Here is a 26,538-nt window from a genome sequence, read left to right on the forward strand (position 1 = left end):
GATGGTGGCAGAGGATTGCCACCATCTTTTTTCATTATAAGCCTAAGTTCTTGGCGATGATTACTTTCATGACTTCATTCGTGCCTGCATAGATGGACATAACAGGAATGTCTCTGTACCTTCGTGCAATCTTATATTCCTCCATATAGCCATAGCCACCATGAAGTTGCATGCATTGCGTGGCTATCTCACGGGCATTTTCAGTTATCCAGTATTTTGCCATGGATACTTTCGTTACCACATCTTTTCCTGCAAGATGCTCTTCAATCAACGATTCCAAAAATGATTTACCAAGCTCCATTTTAGTAGCCATTTCAGCTATTTTAAATTGTGTATTTTGAAAGTCTCCAATGGACTTGCCAAACGCTTGGCGTGATTTTACATAGTCTAGTGTTAAGGCAAGCATATCCTCAGTTGCTGTTTGTGCAGCAATTGCCACAGCTAAGCGCTCTTGTTGAAGTTTTTCCATCATATAAACAAAGCCCTTACCTTCTTCACCAAGTAGGTTTTGCGTTGGCACACGGCAATCTTCAAAAAATAGCTCAGCTGTATCTTGAGCATGCATACCGACCTTTTCCAGCTTCCGCCCTTTTGTAAAGCCTGGTGTACCTTCTTCAATGACAAGTAGACTAATACCTTGGTGTTTTTTTTCAGCGGACGGATTTGTTTTCACGGCGACAACCGCTAAGTTGGTATGAATTCCGTTTGTAATAAAGGTCTTTTGGCCATTTACAATATAATGGTCTCCATCACGAATAGCTGTTGTTTGAATATTTGCTAAGTCTGAACCTGTACCTGGCTCAGTCATGGCGATCGCTGTAATATAGTCGCCTGAAATACATTTTGGCAGCCACCGTGATTTTTGTTCATGTGTACCGAAGGATTCAATATAAGGTACGACAATATCATTATGCAGACCGATCCCAATAAGACTTGAACCTATACGCTCAAGCTCTTCTTGAATAATAACACCGAAACTAAAATCAAGACCTAGTCCACCATATTGCTCTTCTACTTGAGGGCAAAGATAGCCCATATCACCAAGTCTTCGCCAAAATGTAAGCGGGATAAGATGATCTTTTTCCCATTGCGCATAATGTGGCTCGGCTTCTTCTGCTAAAAACTTACGAAAAGTTTTACGAAATAACTCATGCTCTGTTGTTTCAAATTTATAACGTGTCATTTGAATTAGCACCCCTTTTTGCTCGTAAATACGTAAATTTTCTCTATCATCTATTATGTTACTGGAATATTTGTGAAAATAATAGTAGCTTTTTATACTAAAATGACGAAATTGTCATTTATGTCCAGTGAAATGTCATGTAAAACAAAAGAATGATACGAAATAATAAGCTATGCTTACAATGTAGTGGTTAAAGCAGTTAGTCCTTATTTTCTTTAGAAGATTATTCAAGTACTTCATCCAATATGACTGTTACATATAAATGATATAATCAACTAAATATATAGGAAAGTAGAGGACGAAGTTATGCCAAAAGTAATCGGTGGTATACTTTTAATTAGTATTTATAGTGCGTTGACTTTCTATTTGGGGTGGGGAGTAAAGCAGTGGCTAGGGGCTATGGGATGGTTCCGTTACCCACTCTTATATTGGTTAGTATTGTACCTTGTCGCTTTCAGTATTGTTATAGGAAGATTACATGAGTCCTTACGATTCTTTTCAGTTATTGGTGATTACTGGATGTTTGTTTTTGAATACGGTTTATTGCTATGCTTAGCTGCACAATTGATTATTTGGCTAACACCCTTTAAAAATGTACAAATAATTGGTAGTATAGCAGTTGCTGTATTATTTATGCTAAGTATTATCGGTTCTTATTTAGCCTATTCTCCAGTCATTCGTCATTTAGAACTAACTGTTGATAAGAAGGATAGTGAACTGAAGTCATTGAGAGTTGTTATGGCATCTGATTTTCATTTAGGTGTTTTATCGCATAAAAGGCATTTACAACGTTTTGTTAACTTATCGAATGAAGCGCAGCCGGATATTGTGTTGCTAGCCGGAGATATTGTCGATGATGATCCAAAATGGTTTGTTCAAGGGGAAATGGCAGATGTCATGAAACAATTAACATCTACATATGGAACTTATGGCATATTGGGTAATCACGAATATTATGGTAAAAAAATTCCTGAGTTTATAAAAGAAATGAAAAATGCCAATGTAAATATACTACTTGATGAAACAATTCGTATAGATGATGCGTTTATATTAACAGGGCAAGAGGACAGGACGAATAATGATAGAAAGTCACTAGAAGAGTTAAAGTCTTCCGAAAGCTTACCATGGCTCGTAATGAATCATACGCCTGACGATTTGTTAACCCCTTCAAAACTAGGGGTGGATTTACATATGTCAGGTCATACGCATAAAGGTCAACTGTGGCCAAATCAGTATATTACCGCTCGAGTGTTTGAACTGGATTATGGTTATAAGTTGAAAGACCAGATGCATACACTTGTTTCATCAGGCTATGGCTTCTGGGGTCCGCCTATGAGGATCGGTAGTAGGTCAGAGCTTTGGATAGTGGATTTGAAATTTCGTTAATGGCTAGAGCTGTGGGTGACTTATAGGTGAAATAGCAGTAGTATATGAAAATGGAGTAATTTATAATAAGTGAGTATTTGATTAATAAAGGTAAGGTGACAAGGTGGAAATTATAGAGTTATTAAAAGCACTGATTTTAGGCTTTGTTGAAGGTATGACAGAATTTGCCCCGGTATCTTCAACTGGCCATATGATTATTGTTGACGATATGTGGTTAAAAACAGAGGAGTTTTTAGGTAAATATCCTGCCAACACATTTAAAATTGTTGTACAATTGGGCTCCATTTTAGCTGTTATCGTGGTGATGTGGAAGCGAATGTTAAGCCTAGTTGGCTTATACAAAATTGACGGTCAGTCTCAGTCCATTAATAGACGTTTTAACTTATTGCATGTTATTGTCGGTATGCTACCAGCAGTTGTCTTAGGGTTTGCATTTAAGGATTTTATTGACGATCATCTGTTTAAAGTAGAGCATGTTGTTTATGCACTAGTAGCAGGGGCAATCCTAATGATTGCAGCGGATAAATTAGCACCAAGAAAACCAAAAGTAGATTCTTTAGATAAGATTTCATATGGTTTAGCCTTTAAAGTTGGGCTAGTTCAATGTTTATCTTTATGGCCAGGATTTTCACGATCAGGTGCGACCATTTCTGGTGGGGTATTATTTGGTATGAGTCACCGTGTTGCAGCCGATTTTACATTCATCATGGCGGTACCTATCATGGCAGGAGCTAGTTTAGTATCTGTTTTGAAAAACTGGGATACATTATCGATGGATTATTTCGGATTCTACGCTGTCGGATTTATTAGTTCATTTATCTTTGCATTACTATCAATCAAGTTTTTCTTAGCACTTATTTCAAAAGTGAAATTAATGCCTTTCGCAATTTATCGTTTAGTTTTAGCAGCAGTTCTTTGCGTAATTATTTTCATGTAAACAAAAAGTCACTCTTCTTTCACAAGAAGCGGTGGCTTTTTTGTCTTAAATTTATTGGTTTTTCAATCCATCTTTCAATTAAAATGAATAAAAATAGGTACATAGTATTGTTTTTAGGGTAAATGTAATATTGTATTTAATAAATACAGACAAAATTTACCCATATATTGTTCATTTGGTAGGTTTGGGATTATAATTGATACATAAAGTATCTACTTATTTGTTGTTTTTTAATAGCATGTAGGATTATAGACTTAGTTCGGTATATGATTATAATATGAGGTGGATAAAATGTTTCAAATTGTAAGTAGATCTAAGATAAATACAATTGAAATAAGTAATGAAGCTAATATAGGCATTTTTATTAAAGATCCTGATCGTTTATTGCAATTGAATCTTGTGGAATTAAGCGTATATGATCTTCAATTAATTAATAGTTTAAAGCCATATGTGGAAAGAAACGTTGTGGGAGTTGTAGCGGCATTTTATCATGCAATTGAAAGTGTGCCAGCATTACGTGAAGTTATTCAAAGGCATAGTTCCAGTGAGCGCCTACGTCAAACATTACGCCATCATATTATTGAAATGTTCGAGGGGAGAATAGATGAAGCTTTCCTTGAAAAGCGTAGACGCGTGGCAAAAATGCATGTGAAGATCAACTTATATCCGAAATGGTATTTAGCAGCCTTTCAAATTCTAGAAAAATCTTTACGTAAGATAATTTTTGAACTTCGTTTATCTAAAGGGGAGGAAGAAAAATTTTGCGATGCAATCAGTAAAATATGTAATTTTGAACAACAAATTGTTTTAGAGGAATACGATAACTATGCAAATACATTAATTGAGGAACAACGCAATAACGTTCGAGAGCATGTAAAGGATGTAATAGGTGGGATTTCTACTGACATAGAGGCTCAATCACAAAATACATCGGATACAGTAACAGAGCTCGTTAATAGTGCCCAAAAGGTGAACGATTCATTGAAGGATAGCATTCATGAGGCAGAATCGATGCAAAAGGTTTCAAGTGAAGGCTATGCCAAGATTGTTTCTATTAATGAACAAACAGGGAAAATTCATCATAAGACATTTGAAATGGCTAATATGGTGGAGCAGCTGGACGAATCCTCTTCAAAAATCAATGCTGTGGTTGAAATGGTTAAAAGTATTTCGGGTCAAACAAACTTATTGGCATTAAACTCGGCAATTGAGGCGGCGCGTGCTGGGGAGCATGGCAAAGGTTTTGCGGTTGTTGCCAATGAAGTACGTAAGCTAGCGGATCAGACGAAAAGCTCAGTTGAGCAGATCGCTGATTTAATTCAGATGTCGAATGGTATTACAACACAAGTAGTTCAAGCTATACAGGATATACAAGAGCTCGTAAATAATAGTATTGAACGGAATGCCGAGTCCTTAAAGGCATTTGATGCAATATCTACCTCCGTGGAGGATTCCATTTCAAATTTCCAAAACGTAGGAAAGCAAATATCAGATTTAGCAAATATTATTGAGACAATTGGTGAATCCTCTGAGGAATTAGAGAGAGTTGCCAATCGTTTAAATACGACCATTAGAGAATTTTAAATGAGATGTAACTATGCATACAGCTTATGCATAGTTTTTTTATGCTTGTAAAGTGGATAAAATGATTGATTTCACGGATAAACAAAGTCTTTAGGCTGATGAAAAGGGAAATTACCGATTAATATAGAAGGTTGCAAACTAGAAACCTCTAGAAAATGCTTCCCTTAAGTGTTACGCTATAGGCGAATTAGGGAAATGAGTAGAGAGGTGTTTGGAACATGAAAAAGAAATTATTTATTACACGTAAGTTTCCTGCACATATTGTTGAGCCATTAAAAGAGTTTTATGAAGTTTCTCAGTGGGAAGAGGAGGAGATTGTCATCCCCCGCGATAAACTACTTGCATCTGTTGCTGATTGCGAAGTGTTGTGGGTAACAATTGCAGATCAAGTGGATGAGGAATTACTTTCGCAAGCACCAAACCTAAAACTAGTAACAAATTTAGCAGTTGGTTTTAACAATATAGATGTGAAGGCTTTACGAAAAAGAGGTATTATGGCGACAAATACGCCTGGTGTCTTAACGAATACAACGGCTGATTTAGTATTTGGCTTACTGCTTGCAACTGCTCGTAGAATTCCAGAAAGTGAGAGATATTTACGAGAGGGGAAATGGAAAAGCTGGTACCCGATGCAGCTGGTTGGTAAAGACGTATCAGGGGCGACGATTGGAATAATAGGGATGGGCCGAATTGGTCAGGCTGTTGCTAGACGAGCAAAAGGTTTTGAAATGAAAATTTTATATAATAATCGAAGACGTCGACATGAGGCGGAAGAAATGTATGGCTTTCGGTATGTGTCATTAGAGGACCTCTTACAACAATCTGATTTTGTTGTAATTATGACACCTTACAATAGTGATACTGAGGGTCTCATTGGCGTACATGAATTAGCGTTAATGAAAGAGGATGCTGTCTTAATAAATGCATCACGCGGTGGAATTATTGATGAGGCAGCTCTATACGATGTCTTGAAAAGTGGCAAGTTATGGGCAGCAGGGCTAGATGTCTTTGAACAGGAGCCTGTTGCTATGAATCATCCATTGTTGACACTCCCGAATGTAGTGGCACTGCCGCATATCGGTAGTGCGTCCTTAGAAACAAGAACAGCTATGCTCATGTTAAATGTGAAAGCATTGGCTGCTTATGGACAGGGCAAGGCCATTTCAAATCGAATTGATTAAAAAATGGAGCATATTGTAGATTTAAAATAAAGTTGTACCGTTTATAAAAAAGATGTATGGTTTAAAATAAAGTTCTACTGTTTTTAAAAAAGTTGCACCATTTTGTCCCTTTTTGATGTAAGAATTCTAAGTGAGTTTTAATCAAACTTTTTTATAAAAAATAACTCCTTCACAAAATTAAATCCATCCATTGTGATTAATCTTTTTTCAAAATGGATGGGTTTCTTCTATTGTAAAATCAGCATTTGTAGCACGGTTTTAATTAAACTTTATTTTAAACCAACACAAAATGGATTCTTCTTATTTACCGTAAAATACGGGTTTGTAAGGTGTTTTTAATTAAACTTTATTTCAAAGTAACAAAAAGCTTTTATAATTGCCAACAAAAAAACCGATCTATCCACGGAAAAGCTCGGAATAGTTCGGTTTTTCTATTTATTGTGTTTTGGTAATTTAGAGATTATTCGGCTTTATGAAGGAACTAATTAGTTATGTCCCAGCCTCACTTCTTTTTCTTACATTCAAATTTATATCCACCTGCTTTAGTTGCAGCTCCACCATCAGTGGTTCCTTTAGCTAGCTCCTGCTTTGTCCTTTGAATCAATTTCTGGATAACCACCGTTAGCGTAACACTTATCAATTAGGGTCATTTTTTCTTTATGAGAAAAGTAAAGGGCAGAAAAGATAATACCACCAGCAACAATAATTGCACCAACTACTATTGGAACAAACCAAACGATGTTTGCGTTTATCACCGTTTTCTTTAGAGTAGTTTTCAACATTCTGAATCTTTAAATTCCAACTATCCTTGTTTTCATTGTTAGTACAAGCATTTAAGAAAAATAAACTAATAAAACACATGAGAAATAATTTTGATTTTATAGAGATTCCTTCCTTTAATACAATATTTTGGATAAAATCTAATTAGTTATAGCTTAAAGGGGGAGATTTATGTGAAGAATGTTAATGGGGATTATAATTGTATTCAAATTGCCATAATAATTGTTTTTACTTTGTTACTGGTATTTGCAATATTAATTGCTGTAAAAAGTTATTTTAATAACAAAGAAATAGGCTTGCTTTCTTCAGGGTGTTTAAAAAAAGATGGAGAGTACGAATTAGTAATTACTAATAAGTTAACTCAGAGTTATGAGTTTTCTTGTAATGAGAAAGAGGAACAGTAAAGTTTCTAAGAGTAGCGTTAACCATTCTTTTTCATTTTTTGTCGGAGTTGTGTGAGGGGGAAATACAGGGGAAGTGACAACTATAAATGCAAATAATTTATTGGTGAAGCAGACCATAAGAACCTTGCTAAAGGGTGAGAGCAAGATTTGTTAAAATATTGATGTTGCATTAATTTACGTGAATGATGTGCCTGTGATGTACTATGAGAAATCTCCATGTCCTAACAGTCCGTAGAAAAAGGGCAAAATCTACTCAATTGAAGATTAGCCCTTTGTTTTATTTAAATTTTTAGGGATCAAATAATAAAATAGGTCATCTTTGTTTATGCCTTGTTTAATTGAATATTCGCATCCCGAAATAGTCAAACTTTTTTATAAAAACTAAACTAGTTAAATAAAGAACCAACTGATTTGATCAAAATTTGTTTCAAAACAGTTGGTTTCTTTCTGTATAAAATCAGCGTTTGCAATTTACTTTTAATCGAACTTTATTAAAAAGCTACACATATCACTGATGGATATGCTCCTTCTTTTTATCTATTGAATAAATCGAATAAACCACCAATACCGCCTTCACCCTTTGACTGACCGCCACCGCCTTGTGAAATTGGTGCCGCTGCAAAGACGCGACTTGCTAAACGGCTGAATGGTAATGATTGTACCCAGACAGTTCCTGGTCCACGTAATGTAGCGAAGAAAATTCCTTCACCGCCAAATAGTGCCGTTTTTACACCGCCTACAAGTTCAATATCGTAATCTACATTTGAAGTCATTGCAACTAAACATCCTGTATCTACACGTAAAACTTCCCCAGGCTGCAATGTTTTTTCATGAATGGCTCCTCCTGCATGTACAAATGCCATACCATCGCCTTCAAGCTTTTGCATTATGAAGCCTTCTCCACCGAAGAAGCCTACACCGATTTTTTTCTGGAATTCTACGCCCACAGAAACACCTTTAGCTGCAGCTAAGAACGCATCTTTTTGACAAATAATTTTCCCGTTTAATTGACTTAAATCCATCGGAATAATCTTACCTGGGTACGGGGAGGCGAAATAAACATGCTTCTTACCTGAGCCAACATTTGTGAATGTCGTCATGAATAAGCTTTCACCTGTTACTAAACGTTTACCAGCACCTAATAATTTGCCCATTAGACCACTTTGTGAGCCGCCTTTTGAACCATCGCCAAAAATAGTTTCCATATGGATGGAGTCATCCATCATCATTAAAGCGCCTGCTTCTGCCACAACTGTTTCTTGTGGATCAAGCTCAACTTGCACATATTGCATGTCGTCACCAAATAACTTGTAGTCAATTTCATGATTATTCATAAAGGGATTCCTCCAAAAGTAAATTTATTGATATTCTATACGATTATAAAACACTTTGGTTTCAATAAGAAATTAAATAATTTAGAAAAAAAGGGAATTAAATAGAAAATGGCGAATATAAAAAACTAGAATGTGTATTATTTATTTTCATATAACTAAGGGTGTTATGAATATACATAACCTTAAGCGATTCCTCCTTTTGGAATATTCTCTAATAGAGGGAAAGCAGTTAAGTGAAAATAAAGCCTCTGGCAATTGTCACTGATAATCATAGTATGACAGGGTATATCACATCTTGAAAATTCGGAATATTGAAGTATTTTATTCTATTAAGATTCATAGATTTTGTACCTGAGGAATACAACTGGTAACAAAAGCTGAGGCATCATAGAGTATTTCAGGGGGTGTATGGAGTGGAGATTAAAAACTATATTGGTGGTAAATGGAGCACACATTCACATTTACAAAGTATAGCAGTGACGAACCCTGCAAATGGTGAGCAACTTGCTACCATACCATTATCTACTTCTAATGAGGTAGATGAGGCTGTAGTAGCAGCCAAACAAGCACAAAAGAGCTGGGCACTTGTGCCTGCGCCAAAGCGTGCAGAATTTTTATATGCCATCGGTCAAAAAATGAAAGAAAAAAAGGAATATTTGGCGACCGTTTTAACAAAAGAGATGGGTAAGGTAATTGAAGAAGCAAGAGGAGAAGTACAAGAAGGAATTGACATGGCCTATTATATGGCAGGAGAGGGTCGTAGGTTGTTTGGCGAAACTACTCCGTCTGAATTGGCCAATAAGTTTGCAATGAGTGTAAGGGCACCAATTGGAGTCGTAGCACTTATTACGCCGTGGAACTTCCCTGTTGCAATCGCTACATGGAAATCATTCCCGGCAATTGTGGCGGGTAATACATTCATTTGGAAACCATCAAATGAGACACCTATGATGGCTTATGAAATGGGTAAAATTTTTGAAGAAGTAGGTTTACCTGATGGAGTAGCAAATATTGTGTTTGGTACAGGACCGACAGTAGGGACTGCGCTCATTGAACACCCTGATGTTAAGGTCATTTCCTTTACTGGGTCGACGACAACAGGCAGTAAAGTAGCGGAGCTTGGCGGTAAGCATTTGAAAAAGATTTCCTTGGAGATGGGTGGAAAAAATGCTGTCATTGTTATGGATGACGCAGATCTTCAACTGGCTACAGAGGGTATACTTTGGAGTGCCTTTGGTACCGCTGGTCAAAGATGTACAGCATGTAGCCGAGTAATTGTGCATAAAGATGTTAAAGAGCAATTAGAAAATCGTCTCCTAGATGAAATGCAAAAACTCACAATTGGGAATGGTCTAGACGAAGGAGTTAAAATTGGGCCGGTGATTAATAAAGCTGCATTGGAAAAAATTAATCACTATGTACAAATAGGCAAGCAGGAAGGTGCCGCGTTACTAGCTGGGGGTAGAATTTTAAATGAGCCACCATATGACAATGGGTTTTATTACGAGCCTACATTGTTTACGAACGTGAAGCCGGACATGATTATTGCCCAAGAAGAGATTTTTGGTCCTGTCGTTTCTCTAATTGAGGTAGCAAGCTTAGAGGAAGCAATTGAAGTAAATAATGGCGTGAAATTTGGCTTATCAAGCTCAATTTTCTCACAAAATGTTAATACTATTTTCTGCGCACAGCGTGAATTAGATACGGGTATTGTTTATATAAATGCCGGCACAACAGGTGCTGAAATCCATTTACCATTTGGCGGTACAAAAGGAACTGGCAATGGACATCGAGATTCAGGTGTTGCAGCCCTAGATGTATATACGGAGTGGAAGAGCATTTACGTAGACTACAGTGGTAAATTACAAAGAGCACAAATCGATACAGAGTAACAGATCAACGAAAGGGGATGTTCTTGATGAAAGTTGTTGTATTAGGTGCAGGTTTAATGGGTAAAGAGGTAGCTCGTGATTTAATAAAAAATGATAAAGTCGATCGTGTATTTTTAGGTGATATCGATGTAAAAGTGGCACAGGACTTTGTGGATACTTTAAATACAGATAGGGTTGAAGTTGTAGAGCTCCATGCAGAGCACGATGATTCGTTAATGAAGGTCATCTCAAAAGGTGATGTTGTCATCAATGCATTATTTTATTCCTTCAACGAGCGAGTTGCGAGAGCGGCCATTGAAGCGGGTGTACATTCTGTAGATTTAGGTGGCCATATAGGTGGTGTTACCGAAAATATATTAGATCTTCATGAGGAAGCAAAAGCAAAAGGTGTCACAATTATCCCTGACTTAGGTGTTGCTCCAGGTATGATCAATATTCTAGCGGGCTATGGTGCCTCAAAATTAGATGATGTGGAGTCTATTAAACTATTTGTGGGCGGCATTCCAACTGAACCAAAGCCTCCGCTTTATTATACACGTGTATTTTCTTTAGATGGTGTTTTTGATCATTATACTGAGCCTTCAAAAACGATTCAAAAGGGCAAATTACAAGAGGTCCCTTCCCTTTCAGGTGTTGAGCCTATTTATTTTGATGATTTCGGTGTGCTTGAGGCATTTTATACATCTGGAGGCATTTCCACATTGTATAAAACATTCCCAAATGTCCGCACATTAGAGTATAAAACTATTCGTTATAAGGGACATGCAGAGAAGTTTAAGCTATTAGCAGATTTAGGCTTCCTTGATTCAGCGAATAAGGTAGAGGTTGATAATCAAGAGGTGCCTGTTCGTTCTGTAGTCCGTGAGGCGCTTAAAAAGAAACTGGAGTTGGGAACAAAACCAGATGCGGTTCTATTACGTGTCATTGTTGCTGGTGAAAAAGCACAACAACAAGTGACATATGAATATGAAATGGTTGTGCGTAAGGATATGACTATCAATGAAACAGCGATGGCTCGTGCTACAGCTAATACTATTTCGGTTGTAGCTCAGATGATAGGTGCGGGTGTTATTAAAGAGCACGGTGTTTTCCCGCCTGAATCAGTAGTCCCTGGCGCTACGTATATTGAAGAAATGGCCAAACGTGGTGTAGTAATAAAAGAGACGTCTCATAAGTCTGCTATGATTGTGAAATGGTAGGTGCTGACCATGAATTTTGACATGTCCACTGAGCATGAAATGCTACGAAAAACGGTAAGGCAATTTGTTGATGAAGAAATTATTCCCTATATTGCAAAGTGGGATGCCGAAGGGGGCTTTGATGCTAAAATTTGGTCGAGGCTCGCGGAGCTTGGGCTAATGGGCGTTTGTGTGCCAGAGCAGTATGGTGGGAGTGGAATGGATTATAATTCCCTTGCTATTGTGTGCGAGGAGCTGGAGCGTGGAGATACAGCATTCCGAACAGCGGTATCCGTTCACATTGGTCTGAATAGTATGACATTAATGCAATGGGGCACGGAAGACCAAAAGCAGCGCTATCTTATTCCACAGGCAAAAGGAGTACGAATCGGTGCATTTGGTCTTACTGAGCCGGGTGCTGGCTCAGATGTAGCAGCTATGTCTACTACAGCTGTTCGTGATGGGGATCATTATGTCATCAATGGACAGAAAACATGGATTTCCTTATGTGATATAGCTGATCACTTTATCGTTTTTGCCTATACAGATAAGTCCAAGAGCCATCATGGTATTAGTGCATTTATTGTTGAACGTTCAATGGCAGGCTTTACATCAAAGGCTATTAAAGGGAAATACGGGATTCGTGCAGGCAATACAGGTGAGCTCTTCTTTGAAGATTTACGTGTACCAGTAGAAAACCGTCTCGGTGCAGAGGGAGAAGGCTTTAAAATCGCCATGTCTGCCCTAGATAATGGACGTTTCACTGTAGCTGCGGGGGCTGTCGGTTTGATCCAAGCGTGTCTAGAGGCAAGCGTGAAATATTGTCATGAACGTGAAACCTTTGGTAAGCCTATAGGAGAGCATCAACTTGTCGGACAAATGATTGCTAATATGGAGGCTGGTTACCAGATGAGCCGTCTATTGGTCTATCGTGTAGGTGAATTGAAAAATAAAGGTATTCGTAATACTAGAGAAACATCTTTAGCGAAATGGCAGGCGTGCGATTTTGCCAATAAGGCTGCTGATGATGCGGTACAAATTCATGGTGCATATGGCTATTCAGATGAATATCCAGTTGCGCGCTATCTGCGGAATTCGAAAGCACCTGTTATTTATGAAGGTACTCGAGAAATTCATACCATTATGCAGGCAGATTATGTATTAGGTAGACGCCAAGATAAGCCATTAGCTAATAAGCTACCGAAATGGCCGTTTGCAGAATAAACGAGGGGGAAATTATTCCCTTTCGTTTTTTTGTGTAGGGGTAACTACTCCTTAAAAAATTTCAGAATAATGTAACTTTCCATCTTTTTCTTAGTCTAATGGATAAACAAGTATATGAAGGAGAGGTAAAATAATGAAAAGTAAATGGCTGGCATTCATGTTGATAGCTGTTATAGCGATCGTGCCTGGTATTTTCACATGGGCAATGAATACAGAGGTCACTGCAAAGGCTGCTAGTGTGGGTATGGCTACCCAAAGTTGGCAGGCATCATTCTCTGTAAGCTTAAAGAAAAGTAAAATTACTGAAGACAATGTGTATGTAACGACAAAAAAAGGAGGAAAAGTACCAGCAACGATTGTATTGTTAGAAGATCAAAAAACACTAGTTGTAAAGGAACTTGTACCAGGCAGTTATCAATTACATGTAAAAAAAGAAGCCTTTGCACAGGGAGGACTTAATGTAGCTTCGCAAGTTATTCCATTTACAATTATTGAAACGTTAACAACCGTTCAATCAGAAAAAGAATTAGAACAATATTTTAAGAATTTGTTAAAGGCTCCAAGAGGTGGAATTGGAGAAGAAGAGATGTCTCTAAGTGCGAAAAGTGAAGATAAAGCAACAGCGAATAACGAGTCTACAACTAATAATCAAGTGGAAGGTGTAGAAGAAGGCGATATTGTTGTTGTCAAAGACGGCTTTATTTTTACTGCAAAAGATCAAAGCATTACAGTTGTGAACGCTAAAGATCCTCAGCATTTAAAACAGGCTGCAAATATTAAGCTGAAAGAGTCGCAATATATTTCAAAGCTTGCGCTATATGATAATTTATTAATAGCGATTGGAGATCAATATATTGAAAAAGCAGGCACGGGAATGGTCACAGCTTCATTTTATGACATTTCTAATCCAAATAATCCAAAACATATACGTGATGTGGGGCAAGAAGGATATCTAAAGGATATCCGGATTGCAAAAGACACACTCTATTTAATTGGTAATATGTATCCGAACTATTGGGTATTACAACAAGAGCAAAAAGCAGATTTAAAACCAAAAACATATGATAGTTTGACAGGAGAAAAGTTCAAAAGCTTACCTTTAGAAAAAATTTCGATTTTGCCTAATACAATGGATGGTACCTATAGTTTAATTACAGCTATCGATTTAAAAAATGGTGCCAAAACAACGGCTAATACAAAAGGATACTTGGGCGGCAGTAGTGGACTTTATATGTCAGAGAATGCACTATATTTAACAACGCCAATTTATGAAGGTACTAACGCTATACCATTAGAGAAACGCGCTATGGATATGATATGGATGCCGAGAGCAGCTGACACGCAAATTTTCAAATGGAATATAGATGGAACAACATTGAATTTCACTGGTAGTACTGAAGTAAAGGGGACTGTATTAAATCAATATTCTATGGATGAATATAAGGGCAACTTACGAATCTTTACAACAGAAGGTAATACGTGGGATGAGAAGAGTACCTCCTATAACCATCTCTTTATTTTAGATGAACATTTAAAAGCACTAGGTACAGTGAAAGATATGGCACCTGGGGAAAAGATTTATTCTGCTCGTTTTATGGGAGATAAGGCATATGTGGTGACATTTAAGGAAGTCGATCCACTGTTTGTCATTGATGTAGCAAATCCGAAAAAACCAGCAATCCTTGGGGAGTTAAAAATTCCGGGCTTTAGTAATTACTTGCATCCATTAGATGACACACATTTAATTGGAATTGGCTATGATACAGAACAACGCTATGATTCGTATACGAAGCGTAATTTTACAGTAACGACTAATATGAAAATGTCATTATTTGATGTATCAGACTTCAAAAATCCAAAAGAACAATCCACCGTGAAAATTGGCGGAAAGGGTTCCTATTCTGAAGTTCAATACAATCCAAAAGCGCTATTCCGAAATAAGGAATACAATTACTTTGGCTTCCCAGTTGTCCAATACGAAGCGGGTAAAGGAGACAACATTGTTTATAAAGGTCAGGGTGCTCAAATTTATGAAATTACTGCAGATAAAGGAATTGCTCTAAAAGGGAATATTATGAATGCTACGAACGGTGAGCCATATGAAAATTGGGAGCAGGTCGTACAAAGGGTTGTTTATATAGAGGACGCTCTTTATACAGTAGCGCGTAATGAAGTGAAGAGCTATCAGTTAAAAGACTTTAAACCTCTAGATACATTAATCATTAAATGACAAAAAAAGTCCGATGAATTCAATTAGAATTCATTGGACTTTTCTTTATGGTAGATCTTACTTTTGACGGTAGGGCAAAATCTCAGAAACTGTTACAAATTCATAGCCTTGACCTTGTAAATAAGCAAGAACAGCATCGAGCCCATCTGCAGTAGATTGATGGATATCATGCATTAGTACTATTGCATTATTGTGTAGATTATTTTTTACATTTGGCAATAATTGCTGTGCATTACGATGCTTCCAATCTAATGTATCAATTGTCCAAAGCACGACTGGAACAGGAATCTCAGCGTCAATCGTGTCATTAGTTGCTCCATAAGGTGGTCTGAAAACAGTGGCACCGTGATTAATAGCCTTCTCTATTTCAGAGGCTGTTGTATTATACTCTTTCATCACTTGTTCTTGCGTAAGTTTCGTTAAAACCGGGTGATTCCATGAGTGATTTCCGATTTCATGCCCACGTGCAAGTACATCTCTTGCAATATCAGGATAATATTGTACACGACTACCAAGCATAAAGAAGGTTGCTTTTGCGTGATATTTATCGAGAATGTTTAATATCTGCTCCGTCACTTTTGGGTGTGGACCATCATCAAAAGTCAGCGCAATTCGTTTTTTATTTGGATCACCAGTAGGTGGTGGTGTAATTGGTTTTACATTTTCCATAGCAATTTGAAAATCAGAGGCTAACAATGGGTTAATGAGCGAAAGTGGTAGTTTCACTATTGGGGCACCTGCTGACCCGCTAGCAATCTCATATTCATCGAAATAGAATTGTAACGAATCGTCTGCAATTGCAAAGCGAGTGAAGTTGGACCATTTTGGTTCAGTAGCTTTTAATAATTCATCCTTTAAAAGCTCATCCTTTATTTGGAGATTCTTCTGCAAATCTTTTCGCACATTTGCGGCTAACGTCGATAAATTATTCTCGTCATTTTGTAATAATGTTTGAATAGTTATTTGCTCGCCAGTTTCGTTATTAATAAAGAATGTTTTCGTTGTGACCTCATGGTTAGCTCCACCTACGTAAAGCATCTTTGTTAGCACAAATGAATAGTAATGCTCTCGGTACGGAAATGTTTCAAGACTAATATTTAATTCACCCATAACTTCTTTATCTTTTTTCATAGAGGCTAGATAGTTTTCTTTTGAATCCGTTATGTAGTGTAATACGGTATCATTAAAAACTTCGTTATCTGTTTGTGGGTAATGAATGGCAAAAGGTGTACGTTTATCATTAGAAACATCTGTTACAATTCGTATCCCTGGAAACGCAGAACTTTCCGTTGATATATTACTATTAACCGATTCTGTATCGGTTTCTTTTGAAGCACTAATTTTTTGAAACTTAAATTCATCCTTTGATAGGATAATAACGAGTATAATAGTTGTTAAAGCTACAATGAGGCCAAGTAATAAAAAATCTATTAGTGGGCCGCGTTTTTTTCTGCGTTCCTGCATGGTGTTGGATACGCTCCCCTCATTTTTATTTTCTATACAATCAGACGTGCCAATCATGAAAAAAGTTATACAAATCTATAAACTTTTATTGTTAATTTATAGAAATTAATGCTAGCCATTTTTCCTTCTTGAAGTAGTATATCGAACGTGGTTATACTACTGTATTAGTGGATAAAAAATCCTTACTAAAAATAGAACAACCAAAGATCAATTATGTAAAATTAAATTGAAAAAAACCCAATCTTTTGCTGAAATTTTCAGTTGTGTTTTTAATGGCAGTTCGATACTATTGGCAAGGAACATTTTGAAGGAGGCAGATAGCTGCAATGGTCTTACAAGAAGCGGATAATGAACTTACGATTGACTGTTTGTTGCTTGCAGGGCGTATTATGATTGAAAGTGGTGCAGAAACATACCGTGTGGAGGATACGATGCTGAGGATGGCACATTCTCAAAATATGCCGAATGCTCAATGTTATGCCACACCGACTGGAATCATTTTTTCGTTAGGCAAGACACAGCCAACGAGAATTTCATCAATTTCCAGCAGGGTTACAGATTTACAAAAAATAGCCTTGGTAAATTCAGTATCTCGGAGACTCACATCTCACATGATAACATTAGAAGAAGCTTATGACGAGCTAAAGTCGATACAAAAAACAAATTATTTTTTACCAACCTATTTACAAGTTATTGCGGCTGCTTTTGCAAGTGGTTGCTTCCTTATTATGTTTAAGGGTGGGTGGTCCGATTTTCCTATCGCTGTTTTAGCAGGGGGGGCAGGTTTCCTCGTGCTTGTAATAACGAATCATTTAACAAAAGTTAAATTTTTCTCTGAATTTACAGCATCACTTGTTCTCGGCTTTGTTGCCTTCTTTGCAGTAAAGTATGGGTACGGGACAGAGCTAGATAAAATCATAATTAGTTCTGTTATGCCGCTTGTACCTGGAATTTTGATTACGAATGCAGTTCGTGATTTAATGGCAGGTCATTTTATGTCAGGGATGGCAAAAGGAGCAGAAGCCTTTTTAACTGCCTTTGCCATAGGGGCAGCTATTGCCGTCACCCTAGGATTTTAGGAGGCGACTAGTATGCACATAATGGACATTATCATACAATTAGTTGTTAGTTTTTTCGCTACAGCTGGAATTGCCATTATTTTTAATGTACCTAGAAAGACGCTACTTCATTGCGGGCTTGTTGGGGTAATTGGCTGGATTATTTATTATATTTTAACAGAGCAAGGAATGGATGTTGTTAAAGCCTCTTTCTTCGGTTCGTTTGTCATTGCCATCGTGGCTCATCTATATGCGCGGCGCTTTAAAATACCGATGATTATTTTTATTGTTGGTGGAATCATTCCGTTAGTGCCAGGAGGCATGGCCTATAATGCCATGAGAAATGTTGTAGAGGATGATTACTTACAAGGCTTACAATATGGTTTAAAGGCATTTCTAATAACAGGGGCTATTGTTATTGGACTGGTTTTTGCAGAAGTAATTATTCAACTCATTTTCCGTTCAGTCCGTTCAAGTAAAGTGAAATTCCAAAAGGTCTATAAAAAATGAAAATAAAAGGAGGGTGCGTGTATGCTATGATACGCAGCCTCCTTTATATCGTATTATTTTTTTACAAGCAATGCCTCGATTTCATCCGATGTTACAGGCTTACTAATATAGTAGCCTTGAATAGCATCGCAACCATAAGTAATTAACAAATCAGCCTGTTCTGCCGTTTCGACACCTTCAGCTACAACTTTAAGTTCCATAGATTTACCTAACTGTACCATACCGTTCATAAGCTTTTGGCTCTTTTCGGATTTTAACAGAGAATTCGTAAACGTTTTATCGATTTTTACTGTATCGATTGGCAAAATTTGCATATATCTAAATGATCCATAGCCCGTACCGAAATCATCTAATATAAAGGAAATGCCTTCGTTTTCTAATTTGCGCATTTGCTGAGCAATAGATGTTGCAGCTTCTGCCTCTAACGCAAATTTTTCAGTGATTTCAATTTGTAGAAGGTTTGCTGGACAGCCTGTTTTAGCAATCATTTCTAGAATGGACTTAGCCATGTTTTTATCTCGGAACTCTCGTACAGAAGAGTTGATAGATACTTTTAAATCATGGCCAGCTTTTTTCCAAATTAACGCCTGTTCACAAGCTCTCTCAAGCATAAAGGAACCGATATTATTAATTAATCCTGTTTCTTCCGCGATTGGAATTAATTCATCAGGTGAAACCACACCAATCACTTCATCTTCCCAACGTACAAGTGCCTCAACAGCTGTAATTTTTCCAGAATAAACATCGATTTGAGGCTGATATAAGACCTTTAAATTCTTTTGATCAAGTGCTTGTAGTAATCGCTTTTCAATTAATGCTTTACGATTTAAAGCTTTATGTGTCGCTGTTGATAGTGACACAATTTTATCTCCGCCAGCTTCACGCACAGTTGAAATAGTAGCAATAGAAGCTTTCATAAGCTGAGAAAATGTTGTTTGATCTTCAGGATATCTAGTGATACCACCACTAATAGAGATTGGTACAGCAATATTGCCACTATAAATAGGGTGCTGTTGTAAGTATGATAAAAAGCCTTGAATAAACCATTCACTTAAAGGTGTGATAACTACAAAATCATTTTCATTGATACGCGCCATCGTGCTATCTTGGAAATACATCTTAATGCGATTTGTAAATTCAATAATTAGGCTTTGATCGATTTGTTGATCGTGTAGTTCTTTTAAAGTATAAAATTTATCTATACTTAAATAAACAAATGAAAAGTGTCTGTCATCCTCAATCATATTGCTAATGACCTTTTCAAGTCGGTGGGCATTCATTAGCCCAGTTTCCGTGTCGATATAAGCTATTTTCTCAAGTTGGTGTTGGATAGTTTTTGATTTAGTAATATCCTTTTCAATTAAGAAAAATTGTTGTTCACCTGTTTCCAGATTAAAGGTTGGGATAGCCGTTAGTAATACCCAATAGGATTGTCCCGCTTTGGTGATTTTTTCAACTTCACCTTGCCATGTGTGCCCGTTGTTTAAATTACGCCAGATAATATTTGTCACTTTTTCACTACTGTCATTATCTGGAAACAACTGCCAAAATGTTTTGCCGATAACACGCTTTGGCGTCCATTGGCTTGTTTTTAGAAATTCATTATTACATTCTAAGATGAAACCATCGTGGTCAAGTGTTACAGTCATAAATGTAGCATCCAATCCTTGTTTAAGGTCTACAAATGTACTGCAGTGAGAGACGGTATTAGTCATTAATTCTGGCAGCATAAAAATCATGAGAATCAAACGTTCTCCTTGCTCTGTATAAGGTTTTGCAAGCAGTGCTGTCGACATTTCTGTTTTTAAAGAGGTGTGAATTTGAATTTTTTCTATATACGTACTTTCCTCGCTTCGTAGGATAGCTTGAAAAGTTTCTACTGGAAGCTGACGTAGTAGATTTTCGTGTATAGATGGAGTAGTATTTCCTGTAATATCATTAGTTGATAAACCAATCAGATGTTCAGCACTCTTTCCCCAGATAGTGGCTTGTCCATCTTGATTTAAGATAATTGCAGGAAAAGGAAGTGAATTTAAATAATGTTCATCAATCGTAAATGATTTATGCATATGACTCATGAGTTTTCGATCTCCTTGGGTAATCAATATATACTAATATTATAGATAATTATATGGAATTAGTCATTATGAATATATTTGTAAATATTTGATAATGAAAAGAATTAGGACTTTTCTAATGATGTTCAAGAAAAGATTTGAAGAAAAGTAACATTTTTTAGTACGTATATAGGAAGCAGGATTGGTATGCAACGTTTAAAAGGAATAATATTTATCGTCTCGGGTGCTATATTATGGGGAGCGACTGGCCCCTTGATGGAGTGGTTACTGAACCATACATCATTGACTGTTTCCTTTATGTTAACAATCCGTTTATCGGTTGCAGGTATGATACTACTTACATATTTATTGTTAACTGGAAAAAATATTTTTGGTATTTGGCAGCACAAACTATGGGGTAGACAGCTCATTGTCTTTGGTATTGTAGGTATGCTAGGTGTTCAATTTGCATTTGTAGCAGCGATTCATGAAAGTAATGCAGTGCTAGCGACCTTACTACAGTTTCTAGCGCCAATATTTGTTGTGGCATATGTCTCTCTTAGTTTAATGAAATGGCCACCAAAATATCAAGTAATAGGAATTATTGGTACCCTTATGGGGTTATTTCTACTACTAACGAACGCTTCATTTGATAGTTTGCTCATTAGTCCAAAAGCATTGCTATGGGGTGTAGCAGTAGGTTTAACCTTTGCCTTTTACACATTATATCCTGCGCGTTTAATGAGAGAGTGGAATGTGTTGTTAGTAGTTGGCTGGGGGATGCTAATAGGTGGGCTCACATTAGGTATAGTGAGTCGAGTATGGCTGTCCAACCAATGGGTCGTTTTCAATGATTTTAAGACATTACTTTTAATGATTGCTTTAATATTTTTTGGAACAGTCGCTTTCATATTGTTTTTAAGTAGTATGAAATATATAACAGCTGTAGAGACGAGTATCCTCTCCAGCATTGAACCATTAACGGCCATGATTATTTCAGTTATTGTCTTTGGTACTTCTTTAGGATTCTGGCAATTAGTAGGGGTATTCGTTATGCTTGTGTGTGTAACATGGCTTTCGATCGCGGGTGAGAAAGCATAAATATACTATTGTGGTAGTAATTTTTAACTAGCTATAAATTTCATCTTAGGACAAGGGGGAAAGAATGTGAAAGAAATTTTTTCCTATGTAAGACCTTATAAATGGACAGCTATTTTTGCTTTATGTTTAATGTTATTAGAGTTGTTTGTAGAGCTTGTACAGCCGCTTATTATGGCCAAAATCATTGATGACGGGGTAAGAGCTCAAAATCACGAAATGATTATGCAATGGGGTGCTGTTTTACTCGTACTTTCATTCGTTGCCTTTATGGCGGGAATCATTAATTCTTATTTTTCATCCCATACTGCTCAAAGCTTTTCTTATGATCTACGAAATGCCATGTTTGATAAAATCCAATCCTTTACACTAGCTACCTATCAAAAATTTTCTACGGCATCACTCATTACAAGATTAACTAATGATGTCACACAGGTACAAACGGTGCTGTTTATGAGTTTACGTATTATGCTTCGGGCTCCTCTTGCCGTGATAGGAAGTATAGTAATGGCTTTTATTGTGAATGCAAATTTAGCCTTATTTTTAGTCATAGGTGCACCTATCATTTTAATTTTTCTTATTTTTATGGTCGCAAAGGGCGTATCTTATTTTGGACGGGTGCAGAAAAGAGTAGACCGTTTAAATAGGGTTTTACAGGAGAATTTACAGGCCATACGTTTAGTGAAAGCATACTTACGTGGGACATATGAGGCTTCACGCTTTGATGAAGTTGCATCTCGTTTGAAATTCGATACTGTCAAGGCTTTACGCATAATGGAATACATTATGCCAGCTCTTTTATTCATTATGAATATGAGTCTGCTCGCTGTCCTATGGTTTGGTACAAAACAAGTTGCGGCAGGGACAACACCACTTGGAGATATTGTAGCGATTGTTAACTATGCGATGCGTATGACAGGCTCGTTTTCAATGTTCGCATTTATTATTATTTTTTATGCGCGTGCAAAGGCCTCAGCTGAGCGTATGGCTGAAGTTCTTTCTATGGAAAATGAGGTTGAGGATGTTTCGTTTTCAGAGGAAATCAGCCATGGTAAACACTATGGTGAATTAACGTTTGAACATGTTAGTTTTACGTATCCAGGCGGAGAGGTGCCAGTCCTATCAGACATCAATTTCAAAGTTAAATCGGGTGAAAAATTAGCGATTATGGGGGCAACCGGTGCTGGTAAATCCACTTTGTTACAGCTTATTCCGCGTTTTTATGAAGTAACAGAAGGAAGAATATTAGTAGAAGGACAGGATGTTCAACAGTGGGATTTACAAGAATTACGTGAAGTCATTGGGTATGTCCCTCAGCAGTCCTTGTTATTTACAGGCAGTATTGCCGATAATGTGCGTTGGGGAGATACGCATGCTGAAATGGACGCTGTATTACAGGCTACAATGCAGGCTCAAATCCATGCATCTGTTGAGGATTTTCCAAATGGTTATGATACAAAGGTTGGGCAAAAAGGTGTCAACTTATCAGGAGGGCAAAAACAAAGGCTATCCATTGCGAGAGCACTCTTGAGAAAGGGACATATATTAATGCTCGATGATAGTACAAGTGCATTGGATGTTAAAACAGAACAGGCACTTTGGGAGGCACTAAGCGAAGAACATGCTACGATGCTTGTGGTCACGCAAAAAATTCGTACAGCTAAAGGTGCAGACCGTATTTTACTTATTGATGCTGGAAAAGTAGTTGCCTATGGAACCCATGAAGAGCTTTTACACTCTTCGACACTTTATAAAAGAATTGCAGTCTCTCAACAGGAGGTGGAGGAATAATGGGATTTTTCCAAAAACCTTTTGGCTATGAGCCGATTTTGACTAAAGATGATCTTCAGCAGGCTGTGAAGAAAAAGAAAGGGCCACGAGCAAGTGATTGGAAAAGTACATTGCTACGGTTATGGAAAATTGTCGATGAGCAACGAGCACTTCTTATCGTAGTCCTTTTACTAGTGATGACTAGTTCGATTTTGGCTTTAATAGGCCCATATGTAATTGGCCAAATGATTGATCACTATGTTATGCATGGACAGCTAGTTGGCTTAGGTAAGGGGATTGTCTTATTGATCGGCATTTATTTGTTGCTAGCCGTCTCCCTGTTCCTACAAAATTATTGGATGATTGGTATTGCTCAGCAAACAATTTATAGACTAAGAACAAATGTATTTGATCATTTTCAACGACTGCCGATTGCCTTCTTTGATCGTCGTCAGCATGGCGAATTAATGAGCCGTATGACGAATGATATAGAAGCTGTCAGCTCAACGCTGAATAGTTCCTTTATTCAGGTGTTTTCAAGTGTATTAACGCTTGGAGGAACCATTATTATTATGCTGAGCTTAAGTCCATTGCTAACCATTTTAACTATGACCATTATTCCCATTATGTTTTGGGCGATGCGTTGGATTACACGTCGAACTGCTCCTTTATTTAAGGAGCAACAAGCAGCTATTGGGGCCCTGAACGGCATGATAGAAGAAACCATATCTGGACAGCGCATTGTGAAAGCTTTTTCCCAAGAGGAACGAATGAAGGCAGAGTTTCAGGAAAAAAGCTTGCGGTTAAGAAGAACAGGATTTTGGGCACAGACATATTCTGGTTATATTCCAAAGGTCATGAACTTTTTAAATAATATGAGCTTTACTATTGTCGCGGGTATAGGGGGCGTACTTGCTTTATATGGGCATGTGTCAATAGGGGTTATCGTTATATTTACAGAATATGCTCGGCAATTTACACGGCCGTTAAATGATTTAGCAAACCAATTTAATACAGTGCTATCAGCTATTGCTGGTGCAGAGAGAGTATTTGCGTTACTAGACGAACAACCGGAAGTAGAATCTACCTCAGCGAAAAATCATCAACTATTGGGACATGTAGCTTTTAAGCAAGTGTATTTTAAATATGAACAAGACCAGGAATCTTACACATTAAAAAATGTTGATTTTAAAGTAGAGTCTGGGCAGACGGTAGCGCTTGTAGGAGCTACAGGAGCAGGGAAAACGACAATTCTTCAACTTATTGCAAGATTCTATGAAGTGACAAAGGGCGAAGTGTTATTTGATGGCATTAATGTTCAGGACATTGATCGTCCATCCTTGCGTTCCCAAATGGCTTTTGTATTGCAGGATCCATTTTTATTTGAGGCAACTGTTCGTGAAAATATCCGATATGGTCAATTAGATGCAAGTGATGCTGATATTGAAGAAGCAGCTAAGCGTGCTAATGCACATGATTTTATCATGAAGCTTAAGGATGGATACAATACAATTCTTGCTGCAGATGGACGAGAAATTTCACAAGGCCAAAAACAATTACTATCAATAGCACGTGCACTTATTGCGGATCCGAAAATTTTATTGTTAGATGAAGCGACAAGTAGTATCGACACAGTAACAGAAATGGCGATTCAAGAGGCACTTGATACATTAATGAAAGGCCGCACAAGCTTTGTTATTGCACACCGATTAAATACAGTGCATAATGCCGACATGGTATTAGTTATGCATAAAGGTGAGCTAGTGGAAGCTGGTCCACAGCAAAAACTAATTGAATCGGGAGGTCTATATTCTCAAATGCTCCATTCATCCCCCCATCATTTAGAAGAATAGCCATTGACAACTATCAAAAGAGTAATTTCATTTGAAATTGCTCTTTTTTAGTCATATTAATAAATGTAATTAATTTGAATAAATAGTATAATTAATATAAAAAAGTAGGGAATAGTATATAGTTTGAAAGTAACTAGATGAAAAGAGTTAATAGTGACAGTTTTATGAGTTTGTTTGGTTATTATATATCTAGAATTCATAGTAAATTATAGTTGTTTTTGTGAACTTTTATAGTAAAAATCCTTTTATTATTGGATTATTTGAAGTAAAATTCTGATTAATAGAGGGTGATAATATATTTAGTTGCCAGCTTATTTTCATTCTTGCTACAATAGGGCAATAGTCTGATACAGGAACGGAGTAAACAATGAATATTTCAGTGATGACAGTGTCTTTCCCATTGGATGGAGAAACATTGAAGGAAGTAAAATTATTATGTGAAGAAGCGACAATTCATGATTATCGAGTATACGAAACAATTTTGAATGTGCCAATGGCTAGCTCTTTTGAATCGAAGGGCTTTATGGTATTAGCGTATGAGGATGATCAAGATTTGTTAGTTGGTGTTGCAAGTGCCATTGATTTGATGGGACTCCATACGTATGAGTGGTCACTAGTGGTGACACCTGCATATCGCCAAAAGGGGATTGGGACTGCATTAGTTGAAGGCATACAAGTTGGGCTAAAAGAGCGAGGGGCAGAGGGTCAGTTAGCTGTTGTTATTGACGGTTCCCCACATGGACACACATTTATTGAAAATAAAGATTATGTTTACAGCTTCTCAGAAGCAACCTTAGAAACAAAGGCGGAACCTGTAGCATTACGAAGCGATATTACTATTCTTCCCTATAATGGCGAACAGGCTGAGCTAATTGCTATTTATAGTGAAGCATTTGGTGATTTACCAGAAGAATCAACAGAGCTCATCGCCTTTAATACGTCCACTAATGGAAGAAAGCTATGGATTGCTTATCGAGATGGAGGAGTTGTTGGCACGGTGACGACAGCTCAGGAAAATGAAATTCAGTGGGTGACAGCCCTTGCAGTCCACCCAAATTGTGAAGGACAAGGTATTGGGACGGCTTTATTGTCCTTTTCAAAGGATTATGCAAGTAAAACGGGTGCCACTTTCGTCATGTTAGATGTTGAAATAGACAATAAAAAAGCAATATCTGTCTATGAAAAGGCTGGTTTTATGAAGGCGCAACAAATTGATTATTATGTAAAACAATAGCAAAAAGGGCGAGGAGTGATATTAACTCATCGTCCTTTTTAGCATAATTGCGTACTATCTTCATATAGTACTAATAAGCCTTATGAAAGGAGTCATGATTATGCGCATGCCAGCACTGCCTAAAAAGAAGTCTCCTCCGAAGGAAGCACCTAGTTCGTGGTGGAAAGTGGTTAAGGCCTAT

General features: G+C 37.2%; 20 protein-coding genes. 15 read left to right on the plus strand and 5 right to left on the minus strand.

Annotated elements, in window-relative coordinates; genetic code table 11:
• Positions 1-34: 34 nt before the first annotated feature.
• On the minus strand, positions 35-1,183 hold the full coding sequence (locus tag B3D94_RS07285; RefSeq protein ID WP_069479874.1) for an acyl-CoA dehydrogenase family protein: 1,149 nt from the start codon (positions 1,181-1,183) through the stop codon (positions 35-37).
• A 306-nt stretch (positions 1,184-1,489) separates the two neighbouring features.
• On the opposite strand from B3D94_RS07285, the gene B3D94_RS07290 reads away from it, so the two are divergent.
• From B3D94_RS07290 to B3D94_RS07305, 4 genes are all read left to right on the plus strand, one after another.
• On the plus strand, positions 1,490-2,569 hold the full coding sequence (locus B3D94_RS07290) for a metallophosphoesterase (RefSeq protein ID WP_069479875.1): 1,080 nt from the start codon (positions 1,490-1,492) through the stop codon (positions 2,567-2,569).
• A gap of 103 nt (positions 2,570-2,672) precedes the next feature.
• Entirely contained in the window at positions 2,673-3,506 is an 834-nt protein-coding gene (locus B3D94_RS07295) for an undecaprenyl-diphosphate phosphatase (protein ID WP_012292617.1), read from the plus strand.
• A gap of 291 nt (positions 3,507-3,797) precedes the next feature.
• Positions 3,798-5,090 carry a globin-coupled sensor protein gene (locus tag B3D94_RS07300; protein WP_291756136.1) on the plus strand — a complete coding sequence of 431 codons (1,293 nt, stop codon included), beginning with the start codon at positions 3,798-3,800 and terminating at the stop codon, positions 5,088-5,090.
• A gap of 218 nt (positions 5,091-5,308) precedes the next feature.
• A complete protein-coding gene (locus tag B3D94_RS07305) occupies positions 5,309-6,271 on the plus strand; it encodes a 2-hydroxyacid dehydrogenase (protein ID WP_291756138.1) in 963 nt (320 codons plus the stop codon).
• A gap of 572 nt (positions 6,272-6,843) precedes the next feature.
• Here B3D94_RS07305 and B3D94_RS07310 read toward each other — a convergent pair.
• Positions 6,844-7,026 (minus strand): hypothetical protein, encoded by a 183-nt coding sequence (locus B3D94_RS07310; protein ID WP_175422973.1) that lies wholly within the window; start codon positions 7,024-7,026, stop codon positions 6,844-6,846.
• Between the two features lie 198 nt (positions 7,027-7,224).
• Here B3D94_RS07310 and B3D94_RS07315 point away from each other — a divergent pair, with 198 nt between their 5' ends.
• Positions 7,225-7,455 carry a hypothetical protein gene (locus B3D94_RS07315; protein ID WP_291756140.1) on the plus strand — a complete coding sequence of 77 codons (231 nt, stop codon included), beginning with the start codon at positions 7,225-7,227 and terminating at the stop codon, positions 7,453-7,455.
• A gap of 533 nt (positions 7,456-7,988) precedes the next feature.
• On the opposite strand, the gene B3D94_RS07320 is transcribed toward B3D94_RS07315, so the two are convergent.
• Positions 7,989-8,789, minus strand: coding sequence for a TIGR00266 family protein (locus tag B3D94_RS07320; protein ID WP_012292620.1), 801 nt, complete (start codon positions 8,787-8,789; stop codon positions 7,989-7,991).
• 413 nt (positions 8,790-9,202) lie between these two features.
• Here B3D94_RS07320 and B3D94_RS07325 point away from each other — a divergent pair, with 413 nt between their 5' ends.
• From B3D94_RS07325 to B3D94_RS07340, 4 genes are all read left to right on the plus strand, one after another.
• Entirely contained in the window at positions 9,203-10,681 is a 1,479-nt protein-coding gene (locus B3D94_RS07325) for an aldehyde dehydrogenase family protein (RefSeq protein ID WP_291756142.1), read from the plus strand.
• A 26-nt stretch (positions 10,682-10,707) separates the two neighbouring features.
• Entirely contained in the window at positions 10,708-11,880 is a 1,173-nt protein-coding gene (locus tag B3D94_RS07330; protein WP_069479880.1) for a saccharopine dehydrogenase family protein, read from the plus strand.
• 9 nt (positions 11,881-11,889) lie between these two features.
• On the plus strand, positions 11,890-13,083 hold the full coding sequence (locus B3D94_RS07335; RefSeq protein ID WP_069479881.1) for an acyl-CoA dehydrogenase family protein: 1,194 nt from the start codon (positions 11,890-11,892) through the stop codon (positions 13,081-13,083).
• A gap of 133 nt (positions 13,084-13,216) precedes the next feature.
• Positions 13,217-15,313, plus strand: a complete 2,097-nt coding sequence (locus B3D94_RS07340) for a beta-propeller domain-containing protein (RefSeq protein ID WP_291756147.1) — start codon at positions 13,217-13,219, stop codon at positions 15,311-15,313.
• A 57-nt stretch (positions 15,314-15,370) separates the two neighbouring features.
• On the opposite strand, the gene B3D94_RS07345 is transcribed toward B3D94_RS07340, so the two are convergent.
• Entirely contained in the window at positions 15,371-16,777 is a 1,407-nt protein-coding gene (locus B3D94_RS07345) for a polysaccharide deacetylase family protein (RefSeq protein ID WP_069479883.1), read from the minus strand.
• Positions 16,778-17,103: 326 nt separating this feature from the next.
• Between B3D94_RS07345 and B3D94_RS07350 the strand changes: the two genes are divergently transcribed.
• Complete coding sequence (locus B3D94_RS07350) at positions 17,104-17,856, plus strand: threonine/serine exporter family protein (protein ID WP_069479884.1); 753 nt, start codon at positions 17,104-17,106, stop codon at positions 17,854-17,856.
• A 12-nt stretch (positions 17,857-17,868) separates the two neighbouring features.
• A complete protein-coding gene (locus B3D94_RS07355; RefSeq protein WP_036122739.1) occupies positions 17,869-18,345 on the plus strand; it encodes a threonine/serine exporter family protein in 477 nt (158 codons plus the stop codon).
• A 53-nt stretch (positions 18,346-18,398) separates the two neighbouring features.
• Here B3D94_RS07355 and B3D94_RS07360 read toward each other — a convergent pair whose 3' ends face one another.
• The gene (locus tag B3D94_RS07360; protein ID WP_258269785.1) at positions 18,399-20,423 is read right to left on the minus strand and encodes a GGDEF domain-containing phosphodiesterase; all 2,025 of its coding nucleotides are present in this window, start codon (positions 20,421-20,423) and stop codon (positions 18,399-18,401) included.
• A gap of 186 nt (positions 20,424-20,609) precedes the next feature.
• Between B3D94_RS07360 and B3D94_RS07365 the strand changes: the two genes are divergently transcribed.
• The 4 genes from B3D94_RS07365 (at position 20,610) to B3D94_RS07380 (ending at position 26,357) form a co-directional block, all read left to right on the plus strand.
• Positions 20,610-21,503, plus strand: a complete 894-nt coding sequence (locus B3D94_RS07365) for a DMT family transporter (RefSeq protein WP_291756154.1) — start codon at positions 20,610-20,612, stop codon at positions 21,501-21,503.
• Positions 21,504-21,569: 66 nt separating this feature from the next.
• A complete protein-coding gene (locus tag B3D94_RS07370; protein WP_291756156.1) occupies positions 21,570-23,291 on the plus strand; it encodes an ABC transporter ATP-binding protein in 1,722 nt (573 codons plus the stop codon).
• Positions 23,291-25,123 carry an ABC transporter ATP-binding protein gene (locus B3D94_RS07375; RefSeq protein WP_291756158.1) on the plus strand — a complete coding sequence of 611 codons (1,833 nt, stop codon included), beginning with the start codon at positions 23,291-23,293 and terminating at the stop codon, positions 25,121-25,123. The genes B3D94_RS07370 and B3D94_RS07375 overlap by 1 nt, the downstream gene beginning before the upstream one ends.
• A gap of 367 nt (positions 25,124-25,490) precedes the next feature.
• On the plus strand, positions 25,491-26,357 hold the full coding sequence (locus B3D94_RS07380; RefSeq protein ID WP_036122751.1) for a GNAT family N-acetyltransferase: 867 nt from the start codon (positions 25,491-25,493) through the stop codon (positions 26,355-26,357).
• The last annotated feature ends 181 nt before the right edge of the window (positions 26,358-26,538 follow it).

The sequence above is a fragment of the Lysinibacillus sp. UBA5990 genome, assembly GCF_002429815.1.
Classification (GTDB): Bacteria; Bacillota; Bacilli; order Bacillales_A; family Planococcaceae; genus Lysinibacillus; species Lysinibacillus fusiformis.

Bases quoted from the DNA above. Each gene is read 5' to 3' on its own strand.
- B3D94_RS07285 (WP_069479874.1), bottom strand. From the start codon at position 1,183: ATGACACGTTATAAATTTGAAACAACAGAGCATGAGTTATTTCGTAAA.
- B3D94_RS07290 (WP_069479875.1), top strand. From the start codon at position 1,490: ATGCCAAAAGTAATCGGTGGTATACTTTTAATTAGTATTTATAGTGCG.
- B3D94_RS07300 (WP_291756136.1), top strand. From the start codon at position 3,798: ATGTTTCAAATTGTAAGTAGATCTAAGATAAATACAATTGAAATAAGT.
- B3D94_RS07305 (WP_291756138.1), top strand. From the start codon at position 5,309: ATGAAAAAGAAATTATTTATTACACGTAAGTTTCCTGCACATATTGTT.
- B3D94_RS07320 (WP_012292620.1), bottom strand. From the start codon at position 8,789: ATGAATAATCATGAAATTGACTACAAGTTATTTGGTGACGACATGCAA.
- B3D94_RS07330 (WP_069479880.1), top strand. From the start codon at position 10,708: ATGAAAGTTGTTGTATTAGGTGCAGGTTTAATGGGTAAAGAGGTAGCT.
- B3D94_RS07335 (WP_069479881.1), top strand. From the start codon at position 11,890: ATGAATTTTGACATGTCCACTGAGCATGAAATGCTACGAAAAACGGTA.
- B3D94_RS07340 (WP_291756147.1), top strand. From the start codon at position 13,217: ATGAAAAGTAAATGGCTGGCATTCATGTTGATAGCTGTTATAGCGATC.
- B3D94_RS07345 (WP_069479883.1), bottom strand. From the start codon at position 16,777: ATGCAGGAACGCAGAAAAAAACGCGGCCCACTAATAGATTTTTTATTA.
- B3D94_RS07350 (WP_069479884.1), top strand. From the start codon at position 17,104: ATGGTCTTACAAGAAGCGGATAATGAACTTACGATTGACTGTTTGTTG.
- B3D94_RS07355 (WP_036122739.1), top strand. From the start codon at position 17,869: ATGCACATAATGGACATTATCATACAATTAGTTGTTAGTTTTTTCGCT.
- B3D94_RS07360 (WP_258269785.1), bottom strand. From the start codon at position 20,423: ATGAGTCATATGCATAAATCATTTACGATTGATGAACATTATTTAAAT.
- B3D94_RS07365 (WP_291756154.1), top strand. From the start codon at position 20,610: ATGCAACGTTTAAAAGGAATAATATTTATCGTCTCGGGTGCTATATTA.
- B3D94_RS07375 (WP_291756158.1), top strand. From the start codon at position 23,291: ATGGGATTTTTCCAAAAACCTTTTGGCTATGAGCCGATTTTGACTAAA.
- B3D94_RS07380 (WP_036122751.1), top strand. From the start codon at position 25,491: ATGAATATTTCAGTGATGACAGTGTCTTTCCCATTGGATGGAGAAACA.